Origin of the sequence: Bifidobacterium mellis (assembly GCF_000967265.1) — a bacterium.
In the GTDB taxonomy this organism is placed as follows: Bacteria; Actinomycetota; Actinomycetes; order Actinomycetales; family Bifidobacteriaceae; genus Bombiscardovia; species Bombiscardovia mellis.
Map to the genome: position 1 here is coordinate 223,301 of NZ_KQ033885.1, position 17,273 is coordinate 240,573.

Here is a 17,273-nt window from a genome sequence, read left to right on the forward strand (position 1 = left end):
CCATGGAATGTGACAGTCATTGGTCGACTGTGACCGGTTGGCAAGCTAAGAGGGGCGATTATCATGAGGCACAGCAGCGGCGATGTGCACAACTGGGGCGTTAGACAGGCAGTGAATGCCCTCAGTGCTTTTGCTTTCATCTATGTGGCCATCGAGACCCTGGCGGGTCTTTTGGGAAGCAAGGTGGTTCTGCCTGCTCTTTTCCCGCATGCTTCCAAGGAGCAATACAATGGTCCTTTAGGTGACTGGACAGTGGTTGTCTCCGTGGTGCTGGCCCTGATGTTTGCCTTGATCAGTCAATGGCCGGTCATCGTCGGCCATGAACGGCATGGCCAGGACCAGGTGCGTTGGGTCACTGCGCGCCGATTCAGCCTGCTGGCGTTGATCATCGCCCTGGCCTGCTTCTTCCTCAGTCAGCTGGTGGCCGGTGCTGCCAACTCTGGACTGAGCGCCATTCTGTCCGGTACTGGTCTGCATCCGCCGACCGCATCCGACGACGGCGGCATGGAAACGCCGATCATGCTCTTCTATGGCATTCTTCTGGGGCCCTTTGCCGAGGAGCTGGTCTTCCGAGGGGTCATCATGAATGGCTTGCGCCGCTTTGGCCGAGTCTTCGCCATCATTACCTCTTCTTTGCTTTTCGGCTTCATGCATGGCTCCTTGGTCCAGGGTCTGTTCGGTTTCATTTCCGGCCTGGTTCTGGGCTATCTGGCCATGGAGTACGGGCTGGTCTGGTCCCTGCTGGTGCACATGCTCAACAATGCCTTCTCTTCAGGTCTGCTGGCCAAGTACATGCCCCTGGCACCCGAGGTTGTTCGCATCGGCCTAGGCCTGCTCATGATCCTGGTGCTGCTGACCGGAGTCGTCGGACTGCTGTTCAAGCTGGGGACTCTTCGTGATTACTGCCGGAGCAATCGCGCTCCCAAGGGGATATACGCTTCCTGGAGGGCGCCTTGGTTCCTGCTCTTCTGCATGGCATGCCTGCTGATGGCCCTGAGCGAATTCGTGCCGGGGCTGTCCTGAGCAGACAGTCGATGGCACTGGCCCATTGTCGGGATTCTGTCGAGGGAAGGGCGGGGTCGGGCTAGACTCGGACATGTAGTGTTGATATGAACGTGGGGAAAGGTTCGTGTCGCTGGACGCCCTTGGCGGTCGTACGGTAGTGCATGAAGGGGAAGGATCATCGACGGATGAGGGATGATGAGGATCGCGACAGCGGCAGTGAGTCTGCCGATGCCCAAAGCGATCAGGGGCGCTTGAAGGTGTCGCGCTCCTCTATTGCCCTCATGACTGCAAGCCACAGTGCCAGCAAGGACTACGCACGCCACTGGGACTATGAGGAAGGGTCCATCAGCCTGCCACCCTTGAGCCTGCCGGGGGAGGCGGTGGATGATGGCTTGGCCTACCCGGGGCGGATAGCCCATAGGAAGACCGCTCTTCTGGGTGATGACGGAGCTGGTGGCAAGGGGCACAAGGGTGCCATGCCAGTTGGTGAACGACCCTCGGTGCTTCCCGGATCCTATGATTTTTTGAACTCGGTCACCATGGCCAGTCAACCGGAAGTTCCCGCATTTCCTCCGGCAGACCTGCCGGTTGACGGGCAGGGCGTAAAGGATTCCGGCCAAGAGCCATCCCCGCGACGTGTGGTGGTACGCCGAGAGCTGGAGGCTTCCAAGGCCACCGGGACGGTCTCAGGGACCTCGGCACAGCAGGAGCAGCCTGCAGTCAAGGTCGTTTGGTCCTGGACCAAGCCCGAGACGAACAAAGGCCCGGTCTTCTCTTGGAATATGCCCAAGCGTCGTAAGCCGTCCACAAGCACCCGCGCAGGCAAACCTGCAGCTTCCGCATCGTCTGCCAATGCTGTCGATTCCGCTGTCCTGGCACCTTCCAAGGTTGAGCAGGAGTCATCAAAAGCTTCCGCTCCCGCTCCTTCCGGAGTCAAAACAGCCGAACCCAAGTCGGTGACTACAGCCGAGGCGCCCTCGGCCTCCGGCCCTCAGGCTTCGATGTCTGCGAAACCGAGTCCGGAGGTCTCTGTGCCTGCGACCCCCGTGGTATTCGCCGACCGGCCAGTCGTTGTCCGTCGTTCGGATGCGGACTGGAATTCCCTGGTCACCGGTTCCTCGGCTCCAGGACAGAGCGATGCCGCTGCACAATCCGTGGCCAGCGAGGCCGAACATCAGGGGCGTCGTGTCTGTTCGACTCCACGGGTAGTTGCCCAGCCTGCTGCAGTCGCCAGTGACGGCACCGGTGGTCGGGTCGTTTCCTCAAAGGCTATCGGGGGACAGGGGCCGGCGCTCGCGCAGAAGGATCATGCCGGTCAGCCCGTGCAGACCGGCCAAGAAGGCATTGCCGTTCAGCCTGCCGTTTCTGAATCTTCCGATGCTGCGAATGCAGCTTCAGGGACGCAGTCGGTCGTTCAGTTTGCATCTTCACCGACGTCCGTATCTTCTCCAGGTGCTTCGGTGGCTCTCGCCGCCAAGGCTGCCGAGGCTGCTGCAGCTGCTGTGGCTGCCAAGGCCGCAACGACGGACGCAACCAAGCCGTCCGGCTCTTCGCATGGTCCTCATCTGGGCCTTTCCACCAGAGGTCGTAAAAGGAGTGGAGGAGCCCGTCGGTTGTCCAAGCGGCGGTCTGTTCGTAACCGCACCCGTCCTTCAGTCGAGTCGGCAGCCCCCAGGGTCGTTTCCAACTCTTCTGCAGAACCCGTCGCAGGAGCAAGCCGACCGGTGCCGGCCAATTCGCAGCCGATTGTTGTTCCAAGGGAACTTGATACTGCCACGCCAGCTGCTGCAGTTGCGGGCAAACCCGCCGCCAAAAAGTCCGCCACCTACACAGCCAGTTCGGGGGTCCTCCATGCCGTCAATGGCCAGGCCGCCTTCGCCTTCGTCTACCTGGCCATATCGGTTCTGGTGCTCATGGTCGGTTCAGGGATGATCCTGCCTGTCATCATGGAGCAGGTCAAAGACCCCGGATCCATAGCCTTCCTGTCCGATGGAATTACCCTACTGTCGGTCCTGCTGGCGCTGACCTATGCCTGTATTTCAGAGTGGAGCGTTATTCGAGGCGAGGATCAGCGGGGACAGGACGCCGTCCACTGGCGCACAGATAGAAGAATGACGGTGGCAGCTCTGCTGGCCCTTGTGGCGGTGCTCCTGCTGGGCCAGGGGATGGTCCATGAACTGAACAAGTTCTTCAACCACTTCTGCCTGCTTCTGCACATCCCCTCCCTGGCTTCGCGCAGTCTGCTGGTCACGGGCGCCTCCTCGCCGATGATGGCCCTGTACGCGCTATTGGCTGTTCCCTTGGCTGAGGAGCTGGTGTTCCGTGGCATCATCCTTAACGGACTGCGTCGGTTTGGTCGAGTCTTTGCCATCCTGACCGCATCCCTGCTCTGCGCCCTGCTCCAGTGTGATCCGGTCTCTGGGCTTTGGATCTTCCTGCTGGGGCTGGCCTTGGGATACTGCTCCCTGGAGTATGGTCTGATCTGGGCCATCGGAGCCCGTGTGGTCGGCGATCTGCTCTTCAGTGGCCTGCCCAACCGTTATCTGATGAGCGCCCCGCGAACCGCCCGTCTGTCGATTTTGGCAGTGGCACTCGTCTTGGTTCTGGCTGGGTTGGTCATGTTCTTTCTGCGCCGCGCCAGCCTCTTGGACTACCGGCGGCGCTATCGGGCACCTAAGGGAACGTACGTTTCCTGGAGGCAGCCCTGGTTCCTGCTCTATCTGCTGCTCTGCCTGCTGCTGACGGTCTTCAAGTTTGTGCCCGGTCTGCTCTAGCGCGTGACGTATAGGTGCTGTCGGTGGTGGCGTAGACTTGGACCAGCTGGAGGTCAATGCCGGATGGCCAAACCTGCAGAGGATCGTGAAAGGGCATGGTGACATGGGGCAGACAGCGACGGCGGCCGACGCGTCAGGGACTGGGCAGACTCAGAAGCCCAGACGAGGCACGGCGGATCGCGCATGGATGAGTGCGGCCAGGGGCATGCTCAACCGTCAGGCCGCCCTGCTGCTGGTCTACCTGCTTATCATCAACAGCGTCGGCCTTCTGTTCGGTGTCCTGGCTCAGATGGAGTGGAATGCCGTGTTCGATCCGGTGCCTGCCCACTCGGGATTTATATATGTGATGAGCCATGCCGACAAGGAGTATGGGGGCATCATCAATCTGATCGCCGCCTGCACAGGCCTCTGCTTCCTGGTTTTCACACGACGCCGGCAGATCTGCGATTCCGGCCCTACGGGCATTTTCCACACTGATCTGCATCCCATGACATGGCAGGTTCTGCTGGGATGCTTTGCACTGACGCTGACCGGGCAGACCCTGGCCGACTGGTATCAGTCAGGCATGGATTGGACCGCGGCGCGGTTGGGAGTGCAGCAGTCCTGGACCACGACCGAGCAGATTCAGCAGGCCTCGGGTACCATTCCCATGTTTATATACGTCAGCCTGCTGGCCCCGGTCATCGAGGAGCTGGTCTTCAGAGGTGCCATCCTGCACGCGCTGAAGCCCTACGGCCACGTCTTCGCCATCGTCACATCCGCCGTCATGTTCGGCTTCTTCCATGGCGACCTTGGCCAAGGGTTCTTCGCTTTCATCATGGGTTTGCTCCTGGGCTATCTGGCCTGCGAATACTCCATCTTCTGGTCAATAGCTCTGCACGTGTTCAACAATCTGGTCGTCAGCGACGGGCTGGAACTCCTTCTCGGGTTTATGAGCGACAATATGTCCTCCTACATCAACGTGCTCATGATGCTGGCAGGTATGCTGGCAGCCGTCCTGGTCCTTTACCTGGGTCGCCATCGGATTGTCGCTTTTCTGCGGGAAAACCGCACCTATACGAACGTCTATGGCGCCTGGGCCTGCCCATTCTTCATCATGCTGCTGCTGATCATGGGCTTCACCATGCTGACCCCCTTCGGTTCAGCCGGCGCCTGACCGGTATCTGACAGGGTGGACGCTCTATGCCTGAGGCGACAATTCACGGTGTCCCCACACCCCCTGTGGCAGACTTGCAATAAGGGCCGATGATGTGCCAAAGCCCGGCTCTGAGCGGATACGAGAAAGAAGCCGATAAATGCCCAAGGTGAATACTCAGGATGATGTGCTGCATGTGGTGGGCGGCAGGCCCCTGCATGGCACCATACAGGTCCGCGGGGCCAAGAACTTCGTCAGCAAGGCCATGGTGGCCGCCCTTTTGGCTCCGGGTGTCTCGGTACTCAAGAATGTGCCTGTAATCCGCGATGTCCAGGTGGTTTCGGATCTGCTGAGGCTTCACGGTGTCAAGGTGGACGTTCGTCCTCAGGAGGGCGTGGTCACCATCGATGCCAGCCATGTGGAGCTGGCTGATGTGGCCGATGTGGATACCTTGTCGGGTTCTTCCCGCATACCCATCCTCTTCTCCGGACCGCTCCTGCACCGGATGGGGGAGGCGTTCATCCCCGTTCTTGGTGGCTGCCGCATCGGCAGCAGGCCCATCGACTTCCATCTGGAGACCCTGCGCAAGCTGGGGGCCAATGTCGACAAGGAGCATGAGTCCGGCATCCACATCACAGCGCCAGACGGCCTGCATGGAGCCAAGATCCACCTGCCCTACCCCTCGGTGGGCGCGACGGAGCAGACCCTGTTGGCGGCAGTCCTGGCCGAGGGGCGTACCGAGCTGTCAGGGGCGGCTACCGAGCCCGAAATCATGGACCTGGTGGCGGTCCTGCAGAAGATGGGCGCGCAGATTTCCGTGGACGTGGACAGGACCATCCGCATCGAGGGTGTGCCCTCCCTGAAGGGGTTCACCCATACCTCCCTGCCCGACCGGATCGAAGCCGCCTCCTGGGCTTCTGCCGCCCTGGCCACCCATGGCGACATCATGGTCAAGGGCGCCCACCAGCCCGACATGATGACCTACCTGAACGTCTTCCGCAAGATCGGCGGCCAGTTCGACGTGCGCGACGACGGCATCCGCTTCTGGCATCCGGGCGGCGACCTGCGGCCCGTGGCCATCGAGACCGACGTGCACCCCGGATTCATGACAGACTGGCAGCAGCCCCTGGTGGTGGCTCTCACCCAGGCCAAGGGTCTTTCCATCGTTCACGAGACCGTCTACGAGAATCGCTTCGGCTTCACCAAGCCGCTTATTCAGATGGGCGCCACCATCCAGCTCTACAAGGAGTGCCTAGGATCCCTGCCCTGCCGCTTCCAGCAGCGCAACTTCAACCACTCGGCGGTCATCTTCGGGCCCACCCCGCTGACCGGCCAGGACATCGATGTGCCCGACCTGCGTGGCGGCTTCAGCCACCTGATCGCCGCACTGACGGCCTCCGGCCCCTCCACCGTCCACGGCATCTCCCTGATCGACCGCGGTTACGAGGACTTCCGCGACAAGCTGCTGGCCCTGGACGCGCAGATCGACTGATCCGGCAGACATAGATGGCTTCCAAAGGCAAACCCTCCCCCCGGTCTGCGGTGCCTGCCCTGTCCGACCGACAGGTGGCCCTGCTGGCCCAACGGCACAGTCTGGTGGATCCGACCCGCTACTATCCCACTGGACATCGCACGCCGGCCCTGGACGAGATAGACGGTCAGCACCCTGTGGGGACCACCCGTCTATTGCGCGGGGTCTCCCAGGTGGTGCGTGACTCCTGCCGGGTCTATGCCTGGGGGCTGGAGCGGGTTCCGGAGACCGGGCCCTTTATCACCGCAGCCACCCATGTGACCCAGTTCGACGTTTTCATCCCCATGATGGCCCTCTTCCACCTGGGTCGTCGTCCCCGCTATATGGCCAAGGCCGAGATGGCCCATTGGCCCCTTATCGGCAGCTGGTTTCGCATGGTGGGCATGCAGCCGGTGGAGCGCAAGTCCGGCAAGGCCAGGTCGATCGAGGAGGAGTCGATCAGCATCATCACCTCGGGCAGGCCGCTGACCATCTGGCCCGAGGGGACCGTGACCCGTGACCCCCTGAAGTGGCCCATGTCGCTCAAGCCCGGGGTCGGATTCATCGCCTTGGAGGCTTCGCGGCAGTTGGGTCGCATGGTCCCTCTTTATCCCAGCATCACCTGGGGGGCGGCTTCGATCAATCACAAGTGGCCCTGGCCTCGGAAGAACGTGGTCATGTGCTATGACCGGCTCCTTGACTATTCCGACCTTCTGGAAGACGTGGGTCAGTGGGGTGCTGAACCTCCCAAGCAGTCCGTGCATCTCCTTTGCGTCCGCCTGCGCAACAGGATGGAGGAGGTCATGGCCGAGATCCGTGGCGAGGAACCTCCGGCGGCTGGATACTTCGATTACGTGACCATGACCCGTCGGCCCAGAAGCGAGCAATAAGGCTGGAACCCACCTCCAATTCCCACTGTCCGGCGGCGGTGTCATAGGATGGTAGAGACAAGAATGAGGCTGCTGGTCGGCGTTCCCGTGCGCACGGCATTATGCAAAGGAGAATGATGACGAAGATCGCGGTATTGGGAGCAGGCGCATGGGGAACCGCTTTTGCCCAGGTATTGGCTGATGCAGGCAATCAGGTGGTCATGTGGGACATCGACCCGGATGTCGTAGGCGAAATCAACAGTCAACATTCGAATACTCGCCGTCTGCCGAACGCGAAGAGGCTGCCTGACGCCATCATCGCTGAGGGTGACCGGGCCGGGGCCGTCTCGGGGGCGGAAATCGTGGTCGTTGCCATAGCCGCTCAGCATGCCTGTGAGGCCTTGACGCAATTCAAGGGTCTGCTGGGTCATGATGCCATCGCAGTTTCCCTGATGAAGGGGATCGAACGGGGCACCGACAGGCGGATGGATCAGGTGGTTTGCCAGACGCTTGATCTGGACCCTGTCAGATTTGCGGCCGTTTCCGGCCCCAATCTGAGCAAGGAGGTGGCTGCCCGCGAACCGAGCGCCACTGTGGTCGCCAGCGCGGATGCCGATACCGCCATGAAAGTAGCCCGTGCCTGCACGACCGACTATTTCAAGGCCTTCGTCTCGGACGATGTGATTGGCCTGGAAATGTGCGGGTCGCTGAAGAACGTCACTGCGCTGGCCGTCGGGATGTCACGGGGGGCTGGGTTCGGGGAGAATACGGCCGCCATGATCCAGGCCAGGGGTCTGGCTGAGCTCACTGCCTTGGGGGAGGCTTGCGGTGCCAAGTCCAAGACCTTCGCTGGCCTTGCCGGGGTCGGCGACCTGGTGGCCACCTGCGGGTCGTCCCTGAGCAGGAACTATACTTTTGGCTTCAATCTGGGCCAGGGCAAGAGCATTGAGGAAGCCACCCGAGTCAGCAAGGGTGTCGCCGAGGGCGTGCCCACCACCGATGCTGTCGTCGCCCTGGGCAGGCGCTACCGGGTGGAGACCCCGCTGGCTACGGCCATGAGTCATGTACTCGATCAGGGTCTGAGCTGCCGGGGCATGATCGACGAGCTGTTCGGTGGGCAGATCACTGCAGAATGAGTCTGACGACCATCAGAATGGTGTCCATCAGAAAATCCTGAGGGTTATAGAGGGTCTACGAAGGCTGTGAAGCGTGCGCTATCAACCTATTGATCGGCGATGAATGGTTTCCGGATCAGGATGTGCGCCTGGCTTGTCTGACTGCTGTATCGGCCCTGTTATGCCTGTTCGTGCCAAGCTTGTGGATGAGCGACTGTGTCCGGGCCTTTCCGCCTGGCAAGGGGATATTCTGCTGTCTTGAATGATGTATCTGCCTGGGCAGGTGCATGAGGTTGAAAATCATGTCCAGGATGAGGAAAGCCGAGGGATGATGGTCAGGAAACGTGTTGTGGTGCTCTATGGCGGACGTGCCGACGAACATTCCATATCCTGCGTGTCGGCGGCCGGCGTGCTCAATGCCATCGATACCGACCGATATGAGCCCATCCCCATCGGCATCACCAAGGATGGCCGATGGACCATCGGCGGCCAGGATCCCAGGCAGTGGGGTCTGGGCGATGCCAGTCTGCCAACCGTGCAGATAACCGAAGGCAGCCGTCCGATCATCCTCGACATGGCCCGTGGCAGGGATGGGTTTCTGATCGGCGACCATGACGACCTGGTCTCTGGAGTTGAACCATCCAAGGCCTTCGGTTCCCTGGAGCCTTTGGGGCATGTGGACGCGGTTTTCCCGGTGCTCCACGGCCCTTACGGTGAGGACGGCACCCTGCAGGGCCTGCTTGAAATGATGGGTCTGCCCTATGTAGGATGCGGGGTCTTCGCCTCTGCCGCATGCATGGACAAGCACTACACCAAGATTCTGCTCAGTCAGGCCGGCATACCTGTGGCTCCGGGCATCACCATTGACTCCCGTGAACAGCGATCCGGAGCAGACCTGTTGGCCGCTGTGCAGAAGGCGGAGCTGCATTACCCGCTCTTCGTCAAGCCCTCCCGTGCGGGATCCAGCTTTGGCGTGGTCAAGGTGGAAGAGCCTCAAGCCGAAGCCCTGGCTGCTGCGGTCGCCGAGGCTGCAAGGCACGACTGGCGGGTCCTGATAGAGGAGGGCATTGAGGGGCGGGAGATCGAGTGCGCCGTGCTCGCCTCCAGCAAGGACAGAAAGCCCCGCACAGCCTGGCCTGGCGAGGTGGTGCTGGACAAGGCTGACCAGGACGAGGCTTTCTACGACTTCGACAGCAAGTATGTGGACTCCTCCGCCTCCCACGTTGAGGTCCCCGCGAACCTGCCGGAGGAGACTCTTCAGAAGGTTCGCGACCTGGCTGCCAAGGCCTTCAGAACCGTGGACGGCGCCGGTCTGAGCCGTGTCGACTGCTTTGTGACGTCCGAGGGTAGGGTCATCGTCAACGAGATCAACACCATGCCTGGTTTCACGCCTATCTCCATGTATGCCAAGGCCTGGGAGGCCACCGGGATCACATACACCGATCTGATCACCGAACTGATTGAGAGCGTATCTGCCTGACGCTGGAGCTGCTTGCGGAATTTGACGCTTCTGACAAGAGGGGGGATGCCGCTTTTGCATTTCTCCCGAAGGATGAGAAGATCATCTGGCTAATGCTCAATGTCTTTTGTTTGGAGCTCCGCCTCCTGGACCAGGTAGTCCTGGCCGGCCAGAGCGCGGGTGGCGGCATCCTGCATATCGGCGGCGATTACACCCTGCTTGGCGAACATGACCACCTGCCCCTTGATGCCATAGGGGGTGAAGCCCTGAAGTTGGACAATGGGCGGGTTGGCAGGCATGGCCATGCCCTTGGTTGCCTGGGCAACCACCTGTGCAATGGAACGGGAGGACTTGGCTATATCGGCATCCCCTCGCAGGGTGAAGGGAACGGTGGTGGCGGCCTCGCCGGCCTCGGTGATTTTCTCAAGCGCCGTGGTGTTGAGGATGGAGTTGGGGATCAGCAGCTGGTTGCCGGTCCTGTCGATGACGATGGTATGGCGCCAGGTCACGTCGCGGACGGTTCCGGTGGTGCCTTGGATGGTGATGATGTCGCCGGGCTGGACCACTTTGCTGACCATCAGTCCGAAGCCGCCGACGATGTTGGCGATCGTATCCTTCAATCCGAAGGAGAGGGCCAGGCCGCTGACGCCCAGGGCGGCGACCACAGTGGATGGGTTGATTCCGAAGACAGGTTGCAGGACTGTGGCAGCGGCGAAGATCCAGATCAGGGCGCGGACGATGTTGACGAAGATGGAGGCACTGGGCAGGTTGGTCCGCTCCAGGGCACGCCGCATGGCCGCCGCTACGATCTTGGAGATCAAGGCAGCGCAGACAGCCACGACAATTATTAGGATGATTTTTCCGAAATTCTGGCGGAACCAGTAGATGACGGCATCGCTGAAGCTGGAGATGGCCTGTTCGGACCTTCCCATGGGATCCTTATTCGTAGCGATGCTTGTGCTGGCAGAATCGACGGTCGGATTCATGAGGCCTTGTCCTCCGGCTCGTTTCCATCGCTGTCCGTTAGCGGCTTGTCCATCCACATGTGCGGGCATCCCTCGTCCTGGTCGTGAATGCCCATGTCCCTATATCCTAAAGACCTATAGAAGCCCGCCACCCGTTCCTGGGCGTGGAGCGTGAGCCGGTCGGCGCCGTGGCTCCGAGCGGTTTCCTCGGCCCTGCCTACCAAATCGGCACCCAGATGCTGGCCGCGGTAGGGCTTCAGAACCGCCAACCGGCCAAGGGTCCATGTCTTGCCACCGTCGAGGAAGATCCGACACACCCCGACTGGTTCATCCCCGTCATAGGCCACGATATGGAGGCTGGCATCGTCGGTTTGGTCGAACTCATTGTGAAAGCCCTGCTCCTCCACGAATACGGTCGTACGGATGGCTTTGGCATCCTCGGGAATGGCCTCGCTCACCTCATACCGCATGCTTCCTCCTCGCCATGGTCCTCAGCTGCCTCCAATCTACCAAGCTTGACCCGGGGAGTGAACGTATGTCCGCAACCGGATGACGAATGTACGTGTGGCTGTCGGCTGTCTGACCCAGACGATTACATGGATAGGGCATCTGCAAGCAGTACAAACTTATAGCAGTGACAGTGAAGTGACGCGGGAATGATTGGATGACTATGGACAAAGATTCAAAACTGACAGATTCGGCTGGCGGAGCCGGTAAAGGGACTTGGCGCTCGCAGAGGGAGCGGATGCTTGCCGGCGAGCTCTATGATGCCTCGGACCCCGAACTGGGCCAGCTGCGGGTCAAGGCCCACGAACTTTGCCGTCTTTTCAACGCGTCTTCTGAGCAGGAGCTGGATCTGCGCAGCCGGCTTCTGGACGATCTGGTGCCCGAGCATGGCCAGGACGTCGACTTCATGGGGCCTATCTACTTCGACTATGGGTGCTTCACCAAGCTTGGCTCGCGCATCTTCGCCAATTTCAACTTCACTGTTCTGGATACCTGCCCGGTGCAGATCGGCGACGATGTGATGATCGGCCCCAATGTCACCCTGGCCACCCCCCTGCATCCCATGCGGTGGCAGGAACGGAACCTGAGGCGCCATGAGGATGGCTCCCTCTATGACTACGAGTTGGGTGCTCCGATCACCATAGGATCCAACTGCTGGCTGGCGTCAAACGTGACTGTGGCCGGGGGAGTGACCATCGGCGATGGTGCGGTCATCGGTGCCGGATCCGTGGTCACCCATGACATTGCCCCTAACTCCCTGGCTGTGGGTGTGCCCTGCCGGGTAATTCGTACCATCACCGAGGCTGATCGGATGGAACTGCCAGAGGAGGGCTGAAGGCCTCCTCGTTTGGGACAGCATCCATGCTGGCCAGCTGCTGGGCTATGGTCTGTGGGTCTCCGCCCGGGCATACTGCCTGAATGCGTCCGTCCTGGAGGAAGATGACGCGGTGGGCCCGGGCGGCGACGTTGGGGTCGTGGGTCACCATGAGGATGGTCTGGCCGCTTCGGACGGCCAGGTCGAAGAGGTCCATGACCTCCCGTGAACTATGGGTATCCAGGGCGCCGGTGGGCTCGTCGGCCATGATGATTTCCGGACTTGCGGCCAGGGACCTGGCGATGGCCACGCGCTGCTGCTGGCCTCCGCTCATGTCTGCCGGATAGGTGTTGGCATATCCCTCCAATCCGACGTTGGACAGGGCGGACAGGGCCGCTTGGGTGGAGATTTTCCTGCCGCCGAAGAGGCTGGACAGCATGGTGTTTTGCAGGCAGGTGAAGGCGTTCACCAGGTTGTAGTCCTGGAAGACGAAGCCGATATGGTCGCGCCGGAGTCGGGTCAGCGCCCTCTCTTTCATTCGCGTCAGGTCCTCCCCGGCGATGGCCACTCTGCCCTGTCTGACCTGGAGCAGGCCCGCGGCGCAATAGAGGAGGGTCGATTTGCCGGCGCCTGAAGGACCCATGATGGCCGTCCAGGTCCCCGCCTGACATTCCAGGCTGATCTCGTCCAGCACTCGGGCGCCCTGCTTCTGCCGCCTTCCGTAGTCGTAGGAGATCTTGTCCAGAATGAGTGGGGTCTGCGCGTATGGATCCTTTGTCGCCTGATGCCGCATCCTTGCCTTCCTTTCGGTCGTCGCCTGTCTGGTCTCTTCTTCTATAAGACCATGGTGAGAGCTCCTGTCAGGGTGTTTTCAGGGTTGAATCGGGGACGGTTCAGGGTGGAATCCACAGAATTCGCCTTTGCTTCTGAAAGATATGTATCGTAAACGTAGGGGGTCGTATCTCTTGCCAGAAGGGGGATTTATGGGCGGGTCGTCATCAGGATGACAGGGATTCGGTGATTGCTTATTTCCTTGGAATTGCAAGGATGCAACCGTCGGTTGACGGAAAATATCGGTGTCTTCGCCGGGTGCAACCCAAAGCTGGTGGCGGTCGGAGCCCCGCACGTTTCATCATGGCCTCGTTGCTGGTTGAATAGGCAATCTGCCGATCGGGAGAAAGAACAATATGAGTTTCAGAACCAACGTGCAGTATCTGCGTTCGCAGCGCAACATGACTCAGGAGCAGCTGGCCATGCTGGTGGGGGTGTCCCGTCAGGCGGTGTCCAAGTGGGAGTCGGACAAGGCATATCCTGAGATGGACAAGCTCCTGGCCATCTGTGACCTCTTCGGCTGTACCCTTGATGATCTGGTCCTGGGCGATGTGCGGCATCCAGGTTCCGGGCAGCGTGCATCCAAGCCGGACCATCAGGAAACCACCCAGACGAATCCGCCAACCCATGCGACTATGCCGCCTGTCCAATCTGCTATGGAAGACGTGACCGGCTACGCATCCTTCAGCAATGCCTACAGTCTGCGCATGGCTTTCGGCATCGCCCTCATTATGCTGGGACTGGCTTTCGGCGGTCTCTTCGCCGGAGCCAACCAGCCGACCGACACGCAGAATGGTCTGGCCTTCCTTGCTCTGATGATTGGCATCGTCCTGGGTCTGGCCTGTCTTATACCGGCGGTTTCCGCCAGGAAGGACTTTCGCCGCAGGCATCCTTATGTGGCGGATTTCTATACCGATGAGGAGCGCTCGCGAGTTTATCGGCAGACTACCTGGGAGTTGGTCTGCGGTTTGGCTGTCGTGCTTCTGGATGTGGGGATCAACTCTGCAGGATACCTGATCTGGGACTGGTCCGATCAAGTCAGAGGGTTTGTCTTCTTCCTTCTTCTGGCTCTGGGGGTCTTTCTGCTGGTCCATGCGGGAACAAGCCACAGGATGATGAATCTACGCGCCTACAACAGACAGACCGATTCCGTCGACGATGCTCACGCAGATGCCTATCGTTACGAACACCGGATAAGCAATGCCATCAGCGGAACCATCATGGGCCTTTGCACGCTGGTGGCCCTGATCATGCTCTTCTCGGGCAATTACGACAATCTCTTCGGTTGGCGCATCCCATTCTGGGCCATCTGGATCATCGGCGGGGTGTTCTGCGGGGTGCTCCAGTCACTGATCGGCATCTTCCGCAAGCCTCCTCGTGCCTGAGACTGTTGATTTGCCTTCCCTGGTGGAATGTAGTAGTCTAACAAAGTTGTGTGTTCATCCGTGGCCTTGTGCTGCGGGTCGGAACACCTGGGACGACTTGGAAAACAACGTAAAGGAAGTCATCATGGCAGCTCGTTGCGCGGTGTGCGGCAAGGGCCCGCAGACCGGTTACAGTGTTTCTCATTCGCATATCCGGAACAAGCGCATCTTCCGCCCCAACCTGCAGTCGGTGCACACCACCGTTGATGGTCAGAACGTGCGTCTGCGCGTCTGCGTCAAGTGCCTCAAGGCCGGCAAGGTGCAGCGCATCGCCGCCTGAGTGCGGTTCGTCGGTCGTATTTGGACCCCCGGGGGCATAAGCTCCGGGGGTTCTTGTCATCCTGAGGGATGATGGTCGGCGCTTGCGGGAGGTGATCGGGTATGTCGGCAGTGGCTCGTGTAGGTCTGCACAGCACCGTGGCCTCGCTGGTGGCCAACAGGCGTCGGGTGAGCGCTCTCAAGGCTCTGGGCGTGGTCACGGTCGGGGATGCGCTGACCTATTATCCTTTCCGCATTACCGATCCCATGCAGATCACCACTATTGCCGGCATTCGGCTGGGTGAGCCCTGCGCCTTCGCCGCCCGGGTTGATCAGGTGCGTCTGGTGCCGCTGAGCGGGCACCGGGGTTTTCGGCTGGACGTGATGGTGGACGATGCTGCCTTCGTCAGCGGTCGGGGCGGTACTCCGCTTGCGGTCAGGCTGGTCTTCTTCTCTCATAAGAAGCCCTATATGGACTGGATGGTCCGTCGGCTGCAGGTAGGGGCGGATCTGGTCGTGGCCGGTGAGCCCGGTGTCTACATGGACCAGCTCCAGTTCACCCATCCTGAGACCCTGGTTGTTGCTAATGCCGATCAGGAGGTTTATGCGGACGCATCTCGGCCCGATGCGGCCAGCCTTGCCGAGGCTCTGGAGCGGGTCCGTCGACCGCGGCCGGTCTATCACGCCAGCTCCCGCATCTCCTCAGACCATATTCACGATGTCATTCTGGGTTTTCTGCGTCTGCTGGCGCAGGCCGATGATGCATCTGGACCCATATCCCCAGCCGGCGCCGCCGAGGAGGAGCAGGCCAGTGCCGAGGTTCGCATCAATCCGGAAGCGCTGAGCCAGGCCATACCTGATGTGTTGCCCGAGCAGGTCCGTGTCGACCAAGGGCTGATGCATCGTGCCCGTGCCCTCTTGGGCATGCATGCGCCCGACAGCCCTGACGACTTCGCTGCGGCCCGTAAGACCCTGCGCTACGAGGAGGCCTTCGTCTCGCAGACGGCGCTTCTGCAGACCCGTCGCCAGACCCAAGAGCAGCCCACATACCCATGCGCGAATTCGGGTGCCGACCGTCCGGATACCCTGCCCGCCCGTTTCATCGACTCCCTGCCATTCCAACTGACCGATGGCCAGCGTCAGGTCATCAAGGATATCGGCGTCGACATGGCCAAGGATCAGCCCATGCAGCGACTTCTGCAGGGCGAGGTTGGCTCCGGCAAGACCGTGGTGGCTCTGGCGGCCATGCTCCAGGCGGTCCAGGCTGGTCATCAGGCTGTCTTGGTGGCTCCTACCCAGGTGCTGGCCGAGCAGCACTATGCTTCCATCGGCGCCATGCTCAAGGCCATGGGCACCGATGTGACCGCCACTGCCGTAGCGGGCCGCCATAAGCCTGTGGACAACGTCACCATGATCCGTATGACGGACCAGCTGGTCCTGCCTCTGGTGTTGCTGACCGGAGGCATGAGACTGGCCCAGCGCCGCTCTGCCCTGGCTGTCTCGGCCTCGGGCCGTCCCTGCATCGTCATTGCCACCCATGCGGCCTTCTCCAAGACCTTCCAGGCTCCCAATCTGGCTCTCACCGTCATCGACGAGCAGCATCGTTTCGGGGTCGAGCAGCGCGAGGAGCTGCGTCGCAAATCCGAGCGGGTTCCCCACCTGCTGATCATGACCGCTACGCCCATCCCGCGCACAGCCGCCATGACCTGGTTCGGAGATCTGGACATCTCCGCCCTGACCGAGCTGCCCAGCAACCGAAAGCCGGTCCGCACGCACGTCATCGCTGAATCGGATGGGGCGACCATGGGCGCCATGTTCTTGCATCTGCGCCGACGGATCGAGGCTGGGGAGCGGGCCTATGTCATCTGCGCCCACATCGATGAGGAGGACGACCCCTCGTCTGTCTCTGACCGGCCGAGCCAATCTGGCGGTTCCGATGCTCAGCCTGAGCTTCTTGTTGAGGAGGGCCAAAGTGATGGCCAGCGTCCGCCTCTGCACTCGGTGGTCGAAATGAGCCAGCGCCTGGCCGCCCTGCCGCAGTTCCAGGGCATTGCCATGGCCACGTTGACCGGACGAGATGACGATGCCACCAAGAATGCCGTCATGGGGGACTTCGCCTCGGGTCGCACCCCCCTGCTGGTGGCCACCACGGTTGTGGAAGTGGGGGTGGATGTGCCCCAAGCCTCCTGCATTGTCATCTTCGATGCCGATCGGTTCGGACTCTCCCAGCTTCATCAGCTGCGCGGCAGGGTGGGGCGCGGCGGCACAGACTCCTGGGCCTTCCTGATCTCACGCGCCCCTGCGGATTCCCCGGCTGCAGAGCGGCTTAATGTCATCCGCGACACCACTGACGGGGCCAAAATCGCCGAGGAGGACATCCGCATCAGGGGAGCCGGCGACGTGCTGGGCGATGCCCAGTCCGGCGGTCATTCCTCGTTGAAACTTCTGCAGGTGGTCACCGACGCACCCATGATCGCCCGTGCTCGAACCCAGGCGGGCCAACTCCTGGAGTCCGATCCCACCCTGACCGGGCAGCCCGAGCTGGCTGGCGCCGTCCTGGACTTCATGAGTGGCAACGAAGGTTTCCTGGTCTCCAGCTGAAAGGAC

Annotated in this window: 14 protein-coding genes; 11 read left to right on the top strand and 3 right to left on the bottom strand. The window is 61.0% G+C overall.

Translation table 11 applies throughout. From position 1 onward, the window contains the following. Positions 1 to 63: 63 nt before the first annotated feature. The 7 genes from JF70_RS08415 (at position 64) to JF70_RS01405 (ending at position 9,888) form a co-directional block, all read left to right on the top strand. Entirely contained in the window at positions 64 to 1,023 is a 960-nt protein-coding gene (locus JF70_RS08415; protein ID WP_052690667.1) for a CPBP family intramembrane glutamic endopeptidase, read from the top strand. A 167-nt stretch (positions 1,024 to 1,190) separates the two neighbouring features. After that, positions 1,191 to 3,779 (top strand): CPBP family glutamic-type intramembrane protease, encoded by a 2,589-nt coding sequence (locus JF70_RS01380; protein ID WP_045935013.1) that lies wholly within the window; start codon positions 1,191 to 1,193, stop codon positions 3,777 to 3,779. Positions 3,780 to 3,882: 103 nt separating this feature from the next. Further along, positions 3,883 to 4,935, top strand: a complete 1,053-nt coding sequence (locus tag JF70_RS01385) for a CPBP family intramembrane glutamic endopeptidase (RefSeq protein ID WP_156149552.1) — start codon at positions 3,883 to 3,885, stop codon at positions 4,933 to 4,935. Between the two features lie 139 nt (positions 4,936 to 5,074). Beyond that, positions 5,075 to 6,406 carry a UDP-N-acetylglucosamine 1-carboxyvinyltransferase gene (gene murA, locus JF70_RS01390; protein WP_045935015.1) on the top strand — a complete coding sequence of 444 codons (1,332 nt, stop codon included), beginning with the start codon at positions 5,075 to 5,077 and terminating at the stop codon, positions 6,404 to 6,406. A gap of 14 nt (positions 6,407 to 6,420) precedes the next feature. Beyond that, positions 6,421 to 7,314: a lysophospholipid acyltransferase family protein gene (locus JF70_RS01395; protein WP_045935016.1), complete on the top strand. Its 894-nt coding sequence runs from the start codon at positions 6,421 to 6,423 to the stop codon at positions 7,312 to 7,314. A gap of 116 nt (positions 7,315 to 7,430) precedes the next feature. Then, positions 7,431 to 8,429 (top strand): NAD(P)H-dependent glycerol-3-phosphate dehydrogenase, encoded by a 999-nt coding sequence (locus JF70_RS01400; RefSeq protein ID WP_045935017.1) that lies wholly within the window; start codon positions 7,431 to 7,433, stop codon positions 8,427 to 8,429. A 310-nt stretch (positions 8,430 to 8,739) separates the two neighbouring features. Further along, positions 8,740 to 9,888 carry a D-alanine--D-alanine ligase family protein gene (locus JF70_RS01405; RefSeq protein WP_045935999.1) on the top strand — a complete coding sequence of 383 codons (1,149 nt, stop codon included), beginning with the start codon at positions 8,740 to 8,742 and terminating at the stop codon, positions 9,886 to 9,888. Between the two features lie 89 nt (positions 9,889 to 9,977). On the opposite strand, the gene JF70_RS01410 is transcribed toward JF70_RS01405, so the two are convergent. Together JF70_RS01410 and JF70_RS01415 are read right to left on the bottom strand one after the other, a co-directional pair. Then, complete coding sequence (locus tag JF70_RS01410; RefSeq protein WP_045935018.1) at positions 9,978 to 10,799, bottom strand: mechanosensitive ion channel family protein; 822 nt, start codon at positions 10,797 to 10,799, stop codon at positions 9,978 to 9,980. A 50-nt stretch (positions 10,800 to 10,849) separates the two neighbouring features. Next, positions 10,850 to 11,302 carry a GNAT family N-acetyltransferase gene (locus tag JF70_RS01415; RefSeq protein WP_045935019.1) on the bottom strand — a complete coding sequence of 151 codons (453 nt, stop codon included), beginning with the start codon at positions 11,300 to 11,302 and terminating at the stop codon, positions 10,850 to 10,852. A 200-nt stretch (positions 11,303 to 11,502) separates the two neighbouring features. On the opposite strand from JF70_RS01415, the gene JF70_RS01420 reads away from it, so the two are divergent. Beyond that, positions 11,503 to 12,174 (top strand): sugar O-acetyltransferase, encoded by a 672-nt coding sequence (locus tag JF70_RS01420; protein ID WP_045935020.1) that lies wholly within the window; start codon positions 11,503 to 11,505, stop codon positions 12,172 to 12,174. Here JF70_RS01420 and JF70_RS01425 read toward each other — a convergent pair. Next, a complete protein-coding gene (locus JF70_RS01425; protein ID WP_082069324.1) occupies positions 12,134 to 12,946 on the bottom strand; it encodes an ABC transporter ATP-binding protein in 813 nt (270 codons plus the stop codon). The two genes, JF70_RS01420 and JF70_RS01425, sit on opposite strands and share 41 nt — an antisense overlap. 394 nt (positions 12,947 to 13,340) lie before the next feature. Between JF70_RS01425 and JF70_RS01430 the strand changes: the two genes are divergently transcribed. From JF70_RS01430 to JF70_RS01440, 3 genes are all read left to right on the top strand, one after another. Next, positions 13,341 to 14,369, top strand: a complete 1,029-nt coding sequence (locus JF70_RS01430) for a helix-turn-helix transcriptional regulator (protein WP_045935021.1) — start codon at positions 13,341 to 13,343, stop codon at positions 14,367 to 14,369. 124 nt (positions 14,370 to 14,493) lie between these two features. Next, positions 14,494 to 14,688 (top strand): 50S ribosomal protein L28, encoded by a 195-nt coding sequence (gene rpmB, locus JF70_RS01435; RefSeq protein ID WP_015021347.1) that lies wholly within the window; start codon positions 14,494 to 14,496, stop codon positions 14,686 to 14,688. Between the two features lie 101 nt (positions 14,689 to 14,789). Then, positions 14,790 to 17,267: an ATP-dependent DNA helicase RecG gene (locus tag JF70_RS01440; protein WP_045935022.1), complete on the top strand. Its 2,478-nt coding sequence runs from the start codon at positions 14,790 to 14,792 to the stop codon at positions 17,265 to 17,267. The last annotated feature ends 6 nt before the right edge of the window (positions 17,268 to 17,273 follow it).